This is a genomic window from Bifidobacterium sp. ESL1118 (genome assembly GCF_058505595.1).
The window spans coordinates 1,619,227-1,632,646 of record NZ_CP196371.1 but is presented as its reverse complement, the minus strand read 5'-3'; the positions used below and the strand labels follow the sequence as shown (position 1 = coordinate 1,632,646).

At 55.8% G+C, this 13,420-nt stretch carries 12 protein-coding genes and 1 tRNA gene; 3 read left to right on the top strand and 10 right to left on the bottom strand.

Annotation, left to right across the window (positions count from 1 at the left end; translation table 11 throughout):
• Window positions 1–78: 78 nt before the first annotated feature.
• The 9 genes from ACSYSS_RS06595 to ACSYSS_RS06555 form a co-directional block, all read right to left on the bottom strand.
• Window positions 79–2,622, bottom strand: coding sequence for a lysylphosphatidylglycerol synthase transmembrane domain-containing protein (locus tag ACSYSS_RS06595; RefSeq protein ID WP_491703238.1), 2,544 nt, complete (start codon window positions 2,620–2,622; stop codon window positions 79–81).
• On the bottom strand, window positions 2,622–4,094 hold the full coding sequence (gene purB, locus ACSYSS_RS06590) for an adenylosuccinate lyase (protein ID WP_491703237.1): 1,473 nt from the start codon (window positions 4,092–4,094) through the stop codon (window positions 2,622–2,624). The genes ACSYSS_RS06595 and purB overlap by 1 nt, the downstream gene beginning before the upstream one ends.
• Before the next feature lie 33 nt (window positions 4,095–4,127).
• Window positions 4,128–4,748: a DUF6466 family protein gene (locus ACSYSS_RS06585; protein WP_491703236.1), complete on the bottom strand. Its 621-nt coding sequence runs from the start codon at window positions 4,746–4,748 to the stop codon at window positions 4,128–4,130.
• The gene (locus ACSYSS_RS06580; protein WP_491704263.1) at window positions 4,745–5,875 is read right to left on the bottom strand and encodes a vWA domain-containing protein; all 1,131 of its coding nucleotides are present in this window, start codon (window positions 5,873–5,875) and stop codon (window positions 4,745–4,747) included. The genes ACSYSS_RS06585 and ACSYSS_RS06580 overlap by 4 nt, the downstream gene beginning before the upstream one ends.
• 50 nt (window positions 5,876–5,925) lie before the next feature.
• Window positions 5,926–7,023: a VWA domain-containing protein gene (locus tag ACSYSS_RS06575; protein ID WP_491703235.1), complete on the bottom strand. Its 1,098-nt coding sequence runs from the start codon at window positions 7,021–7,023 to the stop codon at window positions 5,926–5,928.
• Between the two features lies 1 nt (window position 7,024).
• Window positions 7,025–7,573 carry a hypothetical protein gene (locus ACSYSS_RS06570; protein ID WP_491703234.1) on the bottom strand — a complete coding sequence of 183 codons (549 nt, stop codon included), beginning with the start codon at window positions 7,571–7,573 and terminating at the stop codon, window positions 7,025–7,027.
• Window positions 7,570–8,595, bottom strand: a complete 1,026-nt coding sequence (locus tag ACSYSS_RS06565) for a DUF58 domain-containing protein (RefSeq protein WP_491703233.1) — start codon at window positions 8,593–8,595, stop codon at window positions 7,570–7,572. The genes ACSYSS_RS06570 and ACSYSS_RS06565 overlap by 4 nt, the downstream gene beginning before the upstream one ends.
• The gene (locus ACSYSS_RS06560) at window positions 8,592–9,692 is read right to left on the bottom strand and encodes an AAA family ATPase (protein ID WP_491703232.1); all 1,101 of its coding nucleotides are present in this window, start codon (window positions 9,690–9,692) and stop codon (window positions 8,592–8,594) included. The genes ACSYSS_RS06565 and ACSYSS_RS06560 overlap by 4 nt, the downstream gene beginning before the upstream one ends.
• Before the next feature lie 328 nt (window positions 9,693–10,020).
• Window positions 10,021–10,728, bottom strand: a complete 708-nt coding sequence (locus ACSYSS_RS06555) for a uracil-DNA glycosylase (protein WP_491703231.1) — start codon at window positions 10,726–10,728, stop codon at window positions 10,021–10,023.
• 96 nt (window positions 10,729–10,824) lie between these two features.
• Here ACSYSS_RS06555 and ACSYSS_RS06550 point away from each other — a divergent pair, with 96 nt between their 5' ends.
• The 3 genes from ACSYSS_RS06550 to ACSYSS_RS06540 all read left to right on the top strand — a co-directional run bounded on the left by ACSYSS_RS06550 (window position 10,825) and on the right by ACSYSS_RS06540 (window position 12,341).
• Complete coding sequence (locus ACSYSS_RS06550) at window positions 10,825–11,556, top strand: LytR C-terminal domain-containing protein (RefSeq protein ID WP_491703230.1); 732 nt, start codon at window positions 10,825–10,827, stop codon at window positions 11,554–11,556.
• A 280-nt stretch (window positions 11,557–11,836) separates the two neighbouring features.
• Entirely contained in the window at window positions 11,837–12,040 is a 204-nt protein-coding gene (locus tag ACSYSS_RS06545; protein WP_491703229.1) for a cold-shock protein, read from the top strand.
• 214 nt (window positions 12,041–12,254) lie between these two features.
• Window positions 12,255–12,341 (top strand) — tRNA-Ser (locus ACSYSS_RS06540).
• Window positions 12,342–12,630: 289 nt separating this feature from the next.
• Here the strand turns inward: ACSYSS_RS06540 and ACSYSS_RS06535 are convergent.
• A complete protein-coding gene (locus tag ACSYSS_RS06535) occupies window positions 12,631–13,344 on the bottom strand; it encodes a GNAT family N-acetyltransferase (protein ID WP_491703228.1) in 714 nt (237 codons plus the stop codon).
• Window positions 13,345–13,420 lie beyond the last annotated feature (76 nt).

The window sequence follows — 13,420 nt, the reverse complement described above, 5'->3', positions numbered from 1 at the left end:
CCCAACATATCCCAAACAACCGCCTTTTATAAGGGTTTTCGGTACTTTTTACGATGAATTTCTCACTTTTTGGGCCACTTATAGCAGATCATGGTTGTTTAACCATCGTAATGCGATAGCCCCTATCGGAATGCGTAGCCAGTAAAATGCCACACGATAGACCAACGTTGCCGAAAGCGCCACGGCAGCAGGGACTCCTATTGATGTGAACGCAAATGTCAAGGCCGCCTCGACCGCGCCCAACCCACCTGGGGTCGGTACCGCAGATCCAAGTGTGTTGGCAAGGAGAAAGACGAAGGTGACCTCGACCGGATTGCTGTGGTAGCCAAATGCCATCAAAGCACACCAGAACCCGAATCCGGTTGCAATGTTGAGAATCAACGCGCCAACGACACCCTGGGTCAATTGTACGGGCTGGCTGAGAACCGCGAGCAGTTGATTGACATAGGATTTCACCACGGGAAGGTACTTACGAATGAGCATGTGCCTCAATGACGGAATGGCCATCGCCGCACTGGCAATCAGCACAATGGCGCCGATGACCACGATGAGGGTGTTGCTGGGAACCATGCCAGAGAGCGTGTTGCGGCCGGTGAACAAGCCGATGAACAAAAGCAACAGCACGGTGGTGATGCCTTGGATAAGCCAGGTGACACTCATGATTGCGGTTGCCGCTGTGTTTTTATAGCCGTTTTTACGCAGGAATTGAAGATTGACGAAGGCCGGCCCCACTCCGGCAGGCATCGAAACGGCGGTGAACCCTGAAGCGGCTTGAGAGCAAAACAGCGCCAAAAGACCGGGTCTGTGGTTCTTGTCCATGAAAGAACCAAGCGTAAGCGCGCACCCGGCCCATGCCAACATCGAACAGAAGAGGCTCGCCAGTGCCCACCAGATGTTGGCGTTTCTGACGGCGGCGATGACTTCATCCGGTTTGAGCTGCGTGAAGATGACGGCTACGGCGACGATGAGCAATGTTATGGAGACAAAGGATTTTACGTTGAACCGTGCCAGCGTGACCTGTTCGCCGTCCTGACGTTCCTCAGGGGGAATGAGCTTGACAAGCTGCTCACGTATGGAGGCAATAATCTGCTTGTTCCACCCTGGCAGACCCTTTGTTTCACTGGGGATGACGACTTTTTGCATGAACGGGGCCAACGATGAGAGTGTCGTTGTACCCCAGACCCGTTGTGCGGTGACGATGGCCTTGTCGCGGCCGAGGAGAATGCACATCAACACTAGAAGCTGTACTTTATCTACCGCTACGGCTGTGGACGAACTTGCGCAATCACCGTTCTGCCATCCGGAGATGATGAGGCTGCCGTCGTTCAGTTTCGAGAGTGTTTTCGGGCTGATACGGGTATGCGTATAGCCGTGGTTGTTGGCTTGGCTCAGGTAGGCCATGAACCCGGCGGCGTCTTCGGCATTGATGTTGGTGTAGTTATAGGACTGTGGCGCACTCTGTGTGTCAAACACCAACGCCGATGATTCCTCGCTATCGGCCACCCCATAGGCATTGGGCGTCTTCAGTCCACTGTTCTTCAGGCCGAGCAGCATCGAAAGATGGTGATGGTTGGCATCGCTTGCGGATCTATCGAGTCTCACGGAGATTCCGTTGAATCTAAGTCCCTGCCAAAGTTGGTGGAGGTAGCCGGCATTGTGGGGCTGTGCGTCGAGCACTGAGACCGTGTACCATTTGTCCTGGCTGTCTAGGGCCTTGTAGATTCTTGAGTTTTCAATAAGATCATCATCCAGAGTGGCCTGCAGTATTCCGGTCTCGTTGCTTGCCGCATGGCTACGTTGCAGTTGAACGATATCGAGGCCAATGGCCTTCATGAGCTGAACGATCTGTTTGCCCCACAGGCCCTTGTTGCTGGTTCCGGTGGCGAACCGTAGCAACATGCCGATGATGCGGCCTACTGCAAAGGAAACGATGACACCTGGCACGGAATTCCATGAAAGCACCACGCAAACCACTGCGACGATGTACAGGGCATTCCAGCTCCACTTTACGCTGGGGCGAATTTTGCGAGGTCCTGCGACCGTAAGAAAGGCACCGAGGCCGGCGTATATGTCAGGAATCGTAGGGGTCAGTGTGCTGCCTCCCGGCGGAGCCAAGGCGGAAAGCAGCATAGGCACATTGAAATGCGTGAGGATGTAGGAGATTACAAAAATAACCGCGTACCCGCTGAATAAGGCCACGATGCTGACAGCGGATTGCAACCATTCGCGGCTGGTGAGCAAGGTGAACAGCACGCCGATGACGATGATGAACGATGTCAGCTGCTGTAATACCGATGAGGGAAGCACCAACAGCCATTCCAATGCAGGTGCTGCGGTTCTGGCATCATGCTCCACGCCGCTGGTGAGGCCTCGCATATACATGGCGATGAGAATGACGACCACCGCCGCCAATAAGGCCCCGCCAGCGTGGAGCAGATCGTTGAGGTTGTGGGTGCGTTCCGGAGGCACATCCTCAATTTCGACTTGCCGCTGTGGTTTCTGGGTTGCCTGCGATGATGCAAGCGCCGTGGGCTGTCCATCCCGTTTTTGGGGGATCGGAACGGTCTCCATATCATCCTGCCCATCCGATGACACGGTGGGTTCCCGTACGCTATCTGTCATTACTGATGTGACCCATGGTGATCATCATCGTTGGCTTCGAACGCTACCAGTTGCTCGGCCAATCCTGTGTATCTGCTTGGTGTGAGCGTCTTGAGGCGAAGCGCTGTGGCTTCGTCGAAGTCCAAAGAGTCGATGAATTGCTCCACGTCCTGCTGCCCTATGCGCTTGCCTCGCATAAGCTCCTTGACTTTCTCGTACGGCCGTTCCATGCCTTGCCGCCCTTGCAGTTCCTGGGCTCGCATGGCGGTCTGGATGGGCTCGCCGAGCACCTCCCAGTTGCTCTCCAACTCGGCGTTCATGGCAGCCTCATCCGGATGGATGGAGCTCAGGCCTCCGTTCAGGTTGTCGATGGCAAGCAGGGAATAGCCTAAGGCGGCACCGATGTTGCGCTGTGTGGTGGAGTCGGTGAGGTCCCGCTGCCAGCGGCTTTCCACCAATGTGGCGGCAAGTGTGTCGAGCATGGAGCAGGAGAGCTCGAAGTTGGCTTCGGCGTTCTCGAAACGGATGGGGTTCACCTTGTGGGGCATGGTCGAGGAGCCGGTGGCGCCTTTGACCGGGACCTGCACGAACACGCCGCGCGAGATGTACATCCAAGTGTCCACCGCCAGATTGTGGGCGATGCGGTTGAAGTGGCTGATCGAGCCGTAAAGCTCGGCCTGCCAATCATGACTTTCGATTTGCGTGGTCAACGGGTTGAACGTGAGCCCCATGCGATGTTCGACGAATTCACGGGAGACGGCGAGCCAGTTGACATCCGGGCAGGCTATGGTGTGTGCGCCGAAGGTGCCAGTGGCTCCGTTGATTTTCCCTAGGTACTCCTGGGTTTCAATATGTCTCAGCTGCCGACGCAGCCGGTGGACGAACACGGCCAGTTCCTTGCCCAGTGTTGTAGGGGTGGCGGGTTGGCCGTGCGTCAGGGCCAGCATGGGCATGGCCCGGTAATCCTTGGCCTTGCCCGCCAGAAAGTCCGTCATTGCGTTGGCGGCCGGCAGCCATACCTGCTCGACGGCCTGCTTCACGCACCGTGCCGTGGCCAGATTGTTGATGTCCTCGGAGGTGCAGGCAAAATGCACCAGCGTCTTGAGCCTTGGTAGCTGGGTGTCTTCGCCCAGCGTTTGTGGGGCGCCGTCGAGAAAATCATCGATGTAATATTCCACGGCCTTTACATCGTGGTGGGTTTTGGCTTCATACGCTGCATGCCGGGCAATGCCATCCGCACCGAAGCCGCTGACGATGGAACGCAGGTACTTTTGCTCGGCTGGGCTTAGCGGTTTGATTCCAGGTATGATGGGCTGGTAACCGTTGCCTGCGTATCCGCCCGCCAGCAGGATCATCCACTCGACTTCCACGTCGATGCGCTCGCGATTGAGCGCAGCCTCGCTTAGATACTCCACCAGAGGGAGTGTCTGCTTGCGGTACCGCCCATCGAGCGATGTCAGTGGAATTGCGGGGGAGATTTCGGTGAGCTTCATGCTCTATAGGTTACCGCCAGCCGTAAACGTGATTTACCAAGGTTTGGCGTTGTTGCTGTTTGACTTGGACTGTGAATCATTTGGCTTGTTGTTTTGCCCGGTGGCTCCTTGGTTTGCCTTCAGCAGCCGTTCCACTTCCTGGCGTTGCTCCTCGGTAAGGCCTTGGGTCTTCTCGTTAGAGGAACCTTGGCCATGCCGCTGCGCCCCGGATTTCTTGTTGCTTTGCTTGGCTTCGTTCTGTTTTTGCCCATCGGCGGTGAGCTTACGGCGTGTGGCAGTCGTTAACGACTGCGAGAATGTTGCGTTCCGCTCGATCCTGTATCGTAGGGAAGGCGCAAGCAGCGGGTTCAGCCGCTTGGCATCGTCATACTGTGCGTTCGTCTGCTGCAGGCTGGTCAGAAGCTGATTGAGGTCCGCTTCCGGTTTCTTCGATTGTGCGATGTTCTGCTCCAGCTTATGCGTGGCCTCGTTATAAGTGCCGATGGCATAGATGTTGGTTGCGGCAACTCCCGCGCCAAGCAAAGACAGAAGGGCAAGCAGGCCGAGAGCCATCCGTACCCAGATTCCAGTGCCGGCTTTCTTGTCTGTTTTCGCTGTTTCCAAGCTGTCTGCATCCGTTGGTTTGTTGCTTGCATTAGTGGTGGCCATGCTCATAACAGCCTCCTGCTGGTGGCCAGCCACGATCCCAGCTCCAAGCACAGCAAGGCAGCCACAGCTATCGCGATTGGCCACACCACTGGATTGAGACGCTCTCTTGCCTTATGGGTGTCGGCAATGTCCCATTGGCTGGAGGTTTTGGCCGTGTCATGGCTGTTCATTGTGCTGTTCGCGTTGATAAACACTGCTTTTCCGCTCATTTCGTCGGCGATGGCCTTTAAGGACGCTTTATCCATTTTGGAGATTCCGGGCTGCCCGGTGGTTGGGTCCGTAACCCAGTGCTTGGTTTGCGTTTTACCTTGTGTGTTGTCGGCGCCGGCGTCGTCGGATGGAGAGCCGCTATTCGGCTCTGCCGTGATTTGCGGAATCTTACCGCCTTTACTTGAGCCAACCCCGACTGTGAATGCGGCGTCGAGATACTGACGCAGCGATGAGAACGAGCGGCGCATGTTTGGCGAAGTCTGTTCGCCGTCGGAGATGACGTAGAGCACGATGGTGTCGTGTGCGTGCTTGGAGCGAATGGTCTTGAGGTTCACCAGAAGCTGATCGATGGGGGTGTCGAGTGTGGATCCTACGGAAGTGTTCGTGGCCTCCGGTTCCAATCCATCTGTCCAGCCGAGTATTGCCTGACTATCTGGGGTCAGCGGCACATCTGTACTGGCCGAAGCCCCGAACCGCAGTGCGGAAAAGCTGGAATCAGGGTAGAGCCGCACCACATCGTCGATGGCTTTCTTGGCCGCATCGATTCTGCTGATGGCTTCAGGAGAGCCGTATTGTGCGTCTTGAACGGCCATTGAACCCGTCACGTCCGTGGCTATCACCACATCGGTGGCGTTCACGGCCCGGGTCTGCGTTGTCTGAGTGACGCTGGGGGTCAGTGCCATTGCTGCGATGCCGAGGCAGATCAGTGTGCGACGGGTGCAATTCCACGTGGTTTCGTCCGTGGCGGATTTGGTTGAGGCCGCAGTCCCATCGGACTGTGCAGACATGGCGTCAGCATCGTCGCCTGTTGCATGGCCATGCACGTAATCGACCACGCATAGCACGGCTGCCACAACCATGAGGGCAGCCAGAAATCCACCCAGAGGCCAGCCGAGCGCCGGTGCAAGCTTGAGCGTTGGCAAGCCTGCCGCCGCCCGGCTGACAGCCGTGTTCATGAAGATGTTGAAGTCCATTACCGCCTCAGCTTCCGAACCAATGCAAGCCAGACACACACCACAACGGCCAATGCCAACGTCCACCACCCGGGTGTGTCACGCATGGCGGCCTTGCGCGCCTGCTCTTGTGTGCGTGCCTTGTGGCGTTCAATGCTTTTCACAATCGAATCGATGGCGTTCGAGTTGTTGCCGTCGCCGGAGAATGTTCCTCCGTGTGCCTCGATCAGCCGTTTCATTTCCAGCGTGGTCTTGTCGTTTTTTGCACTTTGCGCTCCGGAATACAGCCCGTCCACGTTGATGTTCGCCTTGGCTGTCATATTGAGTGCGGTGGCCAGGCTGTACGTGGACTTTCCCGAAACGTTGTCGGTGGCCAACACGATTGACTTGGGCCGGTGCACCTGTGTCTTCGCTGAACCGGCTTTCGAACCACTTGAACTGTTCCCGCTTGTTCCATACGTAAAACCGGGCAGCATGGCGGCACAGCTCACTAGTCCGTCTCCGATGAGGGAAGTCATGTCCTTGCGGTTCTGTGTGCCTTCGATGAGGTCTGAAAAGTCCTGTGACGTCTTGGCGTCCATCTTATCGATCTTGTCTTGCGTCGTCACCTTGCCAAGCACGCTCGATGCGTGCTGAAGTTGGGCGGATGCCATGTCGTAGTCGTCGGTCAGAGGGAAAAGCGTGCGTGATGTGGAGTTGAAGATGCTCAGACCGATGCGTTCGCCCTTGAAATTGGAGACCAGTCGCTGATATGTGTCGAGCACGGCATGGTCGTAGGCCAGCATCGAAGGAGAGACGTCCAGGCAAAGCACGATGTCCCGGCTGCCGGAGTTCTCTTCTTCCTGCCCCACTTGTGAAGGTCGTGCCACAATGATGATGGCCAGCGCCAACGCAACGGTCAATGCGGCGGCAGCGCCCCGGCCTAGTTGTTTCCAGCGCCGAAGCATATGTGATGTGTATTCCGTCGCAAAATCGTCGTCAAGGTCATAGACCTCAGCCACGGCAGGCTCCTGCCTCGCGTGTGCGGAGGCAATAAGCCATATCACCACCACAACGACGGCCAACGCCGCGCCGATGACCAACGCCAAAGGCCAATGCCATGTCAATATTGATGTCATTTCAGCGCCACCTATCCACAAGGTCGCTCACCCATTCCCCGGCCTGTTCCACGCTGGCCTCGTCGGAGTGGTTGAAGCTTGAGCTGCTGGCAAATTGCGGCGGGTAGAGTGCGTTGATGGTGGCCTTGAGCAAGCCCATGCCATGGTGGACGTCTTGGGTGTTGGGTTCTGCCCCAATCTCAAATAGGGTTCTCGAGCTCATATCGCGGCCTGTTTGTGCAGAGGCGAATTCTCGAGCCACCCGTGCCAAAGCGTCCAAAGCCTCTTCGCGGCTCGTTTCGCCGTTGGCGTGCGCATCAACGATCGAGTCGATCCGCTCATGCCATGTTCGTCTGCTGTTTGTCTGGCTGTGCGCTCCATGGTTCTGTTTACGTACACGAGCCTGTTTTGAGCGCGAAAGCAGAATTATAGCCGTTACCAGCGCAACGCAAACAACGAGAAGGGCCACTGCGGTGGCAACAAGCCATGGCGGAGTCTGTATCTGACCATACGGTTTGTTCCTTGCCGCAGACATGGGCATTGGTGCAAATTGGGTTTTGACTTCGCTCACGCTGCATCACCGTCATTTGCATCAAGGACCGGCATCGGTGTGGAAGACCCAAGATTACGTTGGGATAAAGTCGAAACGAGAGACACGAAGTTGTCGAACATCTCTTGGCTACCCGACGCCTTCAGCATCGAAGCATTGAAGCCACGAAGCTCCTTATCCACCAGAGCCGCCATATATTCCCTGTGGGTGTTCACTTCGTTCGTCGCTCTCCGGTCCTTCATGAAGGCAGGTATGCGTCGCCCCGAGTGGACGTCGACGATGGTGCCATGATTGGCGGTGTTGAATGGGTTGAGTGTTGCTATGCTGACCACCACAAGAGGGTGGCGCAGTGCGATGGTTCGCAGCGCCTCGATATGACGCTCCTTAAGAGAGCATTCGTTCGTCGCCAGTACAATCATCGAGCCGTTGCCGGCATGGGAGGCGGCGAAATTGAGGAGTGCCTCCAGATTTCCCGAAGTCTTGAGCGTGCGTGTCAGCCCGGCATCCAGCAAATGTTCGAAATTCGCCAGGCCGCCTTTCCCCGGCACGCGTATGATGGCCTCGTTGTCGGCCAGCACCAACGAAATGGCATCGTGGCGCCGGCAACTCAGAGCCGCAAACATGCACAGTGCGTTCGAAGCCACTTCCCAGGCGCGCTCGCCCGATGGGCTCGTGGCGTTCATCTGCGCTCCGGTGTCGAGCATGAGCCAGATGCGTGACGTCACCAGGCGCTCGCGTTCGGTGACCATGGGCTTGCCGCTTCGGGCGCTGAGCTTCCAATCGATGAGCCGTGCCTCGTCTTGACTGGTATAGTCTCTGGTGGAGAGGGGGTCTGCGCTGCCGCCGCCTCTGGCGGAAGGATGTTCGCCTTCGAGCACGCCTAAGGCTCGCCGTATCGTCGGTAGGCTCAGAGTGGTGGAGAGCATTTCGATTTTTCTGCGTACAACCGTCGATTGCGGGGAGGTGTTCATCCCCTGTACCAGCTCGTCTGTGGCTGTTGGCCGGATGGTGCGTTGTGCCTTCTTGGTGGCGCTTTTGCTCATGGCACTGGCACCGTTTCCACGATGGTGTCGATGATTTGGTCTGCGGTTGTGCCTTGAGCCTGCGCTTCAAACGTCAACATGATGCGGTGGCGTAGCACTTCATGCGCAAATGACTTCAGATCTTCAGGCACCACATAGTCGCGGCCGCTCATCAACGCCTTCGCCTGGCCAATGCGCACCAAGGCGATTGATGCCCTAGGGCTTGCCCCCAGGCGCACCAACGAGGCAAGACCTTTGATGGGATGGCTTCCCCTACCACGCGTCGTGGCGGCCAGATCGACGGCATACTTCATGATCGAATCCGAAACGTGCACGCGCCTGGCGGCATCCCTCAAGAACATGACATCCTGATTGCTCAGTGCCTCTTGGCCCATCTGGCTTGGGTCGATCGCATCGCTGCCCCGGCGTGAGAGCATGGCGAGCATCTGCTGTTCTTCCTCTGCAGTGGGGTAGGTCATCACGGCTTTGAGCATGAATCGGTCCATCTGGGCTTCCGGCAGCGTGTAGGTGCCTTCCTCCTCGATGGGGTTCTGAGTGGCGATGACCATGAATGGCTTGGGCAGTGGTATGCGTTGGCCGCCGATGGTGGTGGCTCCCTCGGCCATGGCCTCAAGCATGGCCGACTGCGTCTTGGCATTGGATCTGTTGATTTCGTCGAGGAGCACGAAGTTGGCGTGAATGGGACCGATCTGTATGTTGAATCGTTGGTTGGCAAAGTCAAACACCTGTGTGCCCACCAAATCGGACGGCATCAGGTCGGGGGTGCACTGCACGCGTTTGAATGATCCGGAAACAGATGTGGCGAGGATCTGGGCTGCTGTGGTCTTCGCCAGGCCGGGCACGGATTCAATGAGTAGATGGCCGCCGGCCACCAAAGTGGTTATCAGGGCCTCCCGTAGGTTGTCCTGTCCAATAAGCTCCCCGTTGAACCGTGACCTCAAACGTTCTGCCAGCGCTTGGGCGCGTGCCACTTCCTGTGCACTCAACGTGTTTGGCGTATCTTGGTGGCCAGGTTGTATGCCAGACTGACCCAACGGTTGCTGGCCTCGCTCCTGTGGGTTTTGGGGCATCTGCGGTCGGGGTGGGAATAATGCCATATGATTCACGCTGCTTTACTGTTCGTTTGTTACGTTCATTATGCTGTATACACATCTTGCATGCAAGCATATTCGTGTCTGGGCGCAGGGCGTCTTGTTCGGGCAACCGATGGCGATTGTCACAGACTCGCCACGTGCTCACAGCATTGTAATCGGCGGTGGGGAGATGCATTCAAATGTTCAATATTCGGGGTGGATTATCAGCGAATGTGAGTCACTGACCTGTTGCATCGTCTTGAGTCTACTGAAATCACATTCTCGCTGTTATGGACGGATAGCTGTCGGTAACGGCGGGGATGGGGGTGCCTCGTGGCTGGCGGTCACCAACTCAAGCCGGCAAGCTCCAGTCCACCGGTATGGCGCCCATGGCAACGAGTGCGGCGTTGGCTTTGGAGAATGGCTTGGACCCGAAGAATCCGCGGGAGGCTGAAAGAGGGCTTGGGTGGGGTGACTTGATGACGGTGGCGTTGGTGAGCAATGGTTCCAGGCTCTGCGCATTTCGTCCCCAGAGAATGGCCACGAGTGGTTTTGGCCGCCCGTTGTCATCGGTTCTGGCGTTCAGAGCGCGTATCGCCTCGTCCGTCACATGCTCCCAGCCCTTGCCCTGATGGCTGTTTGGCCTGCCGACGCCAACGGTAAGGCATCTGTTGAGTAACATCACGCCTTGCGAGCACCAAGGTGTTAGGTCCCCGTTGCTTGGTATGGGAAGCCCTAAGTCGTTATTGAGCTCCAGATAGATGTTCTGCAGGCTTTTGGGCACGGGCCTCACATCCGGGGCCACGCAGAAGCTCAGCCCCACCGGATGGCCGGGAGTGGGGTAGGGGTCTTGGCCCACGATGAGCACCTTGATTGAGTCGAAGGGAATGGTGAAGGCTCGTAGAATGTTGTGGCTTGCCGGCAGGTAGCGTCGTCCGGCACGCAACTCGGAACGCAGGAAGTCGCCCATACGGTGAATGTCGGGTTCCACGGGTGCCAGAGCCTCGGCCCAACCCGCTTCGACCAGTTCCGACAGTGGCTTGATATGTTTTTCGCTCATGCCTCAACTCTAGGTTGCCGCCTCTATGATTATCCGGGCGTGGTGTGCTGTCATCCAGCCAATGGTCCGTGCCGTCGGCATTCTTGGCATTTGAGTGTGGATGATTTCATTGCCGTTGGCTGTGCTGGACGGTATACTGAAGATTCGCAACATATCAAGGCGGTTGGAGGGCTGAGGCTTATGGCACGTCGAGATCGGGAAACCTACGAGTCATACGATAAGGATGTTTTCGACAACCCTCCCTCTGGCCCGATAGGTGTGCATCAGGGCAATCCTTCATTCTGGTCTCGTCTTGTACCTTACCTTGTTGTGATTGTTGTAGCCGCAGCCGCGGGTGTGTTGGTTTGGGGCTTGTATTCAGGTGAATTCTCGCACATCAAGTTCCCCTGGCGGTCATCGAGTAGCACCTCGCAGACTGTTCAGAAGAGTAAAACTAAGGCTAAGTCGTCCAATGGTTCCACAAAGAAAAAAAGCGACACGAAGCAACAGGACGCATCGAAAAAGAGCAGTGAGACCAACAACAACACTGTCCAACAGCAGCAGTCGGCCCCAGCTCCTTCGCCCAATAAGCAAACCGCTGTCCGTATAGTCAATGGCACTAGGATTGCAGGTTACGCCGCAAGTAAACAGACTGTGTTGAACCAGGCCGGGTATCAAAATGTATCTGTTGGCAATCTTTTAGGTCAGGCTCCCACTTCATCCGTCGTGTGGTATCAGGATGATGCCGACAAGGTCACTGCAGATGATGTCGCTCAGGCGTTGGGCATTACTGCGGTTCAGCAGCAGAGCGGCTTATCCGCGCCCATTACTGTTGTTCTTTTGAACTGAGACACTTCGTAGTCTTAAGGTAGCTATTTCTGTCCTTGATATCGGTTGTGCGTAGCTGGGAATACAGTACGCTTTCTCACTAATGCATCGTACTTCCTTTATTTGTCGAAATAGAATTATGTAAATTAACGACGAGTGTCTTTTTGTAATAATTCGGGCGTGTTGCGATGAATTATCGACTGGTTTTCCTGTATACTCATGTATAAGCTGTTGGAGCAGGAGGCAGGAAGTCTGTTTTTTCTATCGATTTCCGCAGCTTGAATTGAGAGAGTGGTTTATTATGGCTACAGGTACCGTAAAATTCTTTAATGCTGGTAAGGGTTATGGATTCATCAGCCCGGACGACGGATCTGAGGATGTTTTCGTCCATTACTCCGTCATTCAAAGTGACGGCTTCAAGAAGCTTGATGATGGAGATAAGGTCGAGTTTGAAAGTGAGCAGGGTCCGAAGGGCCTTCAAGCCACAACTGTGACCAAGCTCTGATTCTTATATGCTTGAAGTTCCGAGATTACCTTGTTGATTTTGGAATCGAAGCCCTCCCGCGGGAGGGCTTTCTTGTATCTGAATTCGTGCGGCGGCTTGAGTCAAACTCATTTCCGCCACGCCGGTTTACTTTGAGGTTACGTGCAGTCGCGAATCAATGATAGACTATCTCTGTTGTTCGGTCGAGTGTGGATTTACATTCTTCTGATGACTAGGAGCTGTGCCTGAGTGGCCGATAGGGGCACCCTGCTAAGGTGTTAACTGCGCAAGCGGTTCGAGAGTTCGAATCTCTCCGGCTCCGCGAATAGGACTTCCGGGAATTTTCTGGAAGTCCTTTTTCATGCCAGTTTCCCTGCAACAGTAAAGTTTCCGAGATTCCGTGGCCATGAGGCGATTGTGTAAGATTGTCTGGATTAGTATCGCGGTTAAGTTGGTTTTGTCCGTTTCGTACCTTAAATTGCTTCCCTCACTGATATGTGTGTACATTTCAGTCTATATTCATCGGTTTCGTGACTGAATCGTACCCGTTTCATGCGAATTGGTGATGAAGTGGGTATGATCCAGTCACAGTTCCCACGGGGATGTGGAAGCTACATTTGGGTGGTGAGGCCTGAACCCCAGACTCGGCTCTGTGCTTCCCACTGCTCGCGGGTGATGACGCGGATTACGCAGTCATGGCGTTCGTCGATGAGCGGAAAGTAGTCGTTCTTTATACGGCATACGGGTTGCAATCCGCAGTGCTCCATCACTTTGCCGGAGCCGATGTTCTCTACATAGTGGCCGCCCCACACGGCGTTCGCTTCCAGTCCACTTTCGTCTCGGCTTGCGAACGAGCGATGCAGTATGGCCTTCAGTGCCTCGGTCATGAGACCGTTGCCCCAGAATGGACGTCCAATCCAGTAGCCGAGCACTAGTTCGTGAGCTGATTGGTCGAGCAGGCGCTGTATTCCGTCTTCGTCCACGCCGTCGCTCAAATCGTGTGCCTCCAATGCCTCTCGCACGCTCGAGGTGGCGTGGTCCCGTTCTCCTGTGGCCTTAAGCTCGATGGCGCCAACAGGCAGACCCGTTTCGATAGTGACGCCGTTGGCGATAGTTTGTGGGCTGCGCAGTGTGATGGCGTAGTTTTCAGGGCCAGTAAGCACATTTTCGATGGCTTCAGTGCTTTCTTCTACGTTGGAATGTGGTTCCCATCCACATTTGGGCCCGATCTCAGGGTCCGAGGCGAACCGATACAATGAAGAGGCTTCGCATGGATCGCCTTTCTTCCAGTGTCTTAGCAAGAGTCTATCAGTGGTGATTTCCATGCTCCTCGATATTAGCGGGGGGGGGGGGTGCTCAATTGCTGTCTGTATAGTTGTGTTGCATGGATTCGTCGATTGG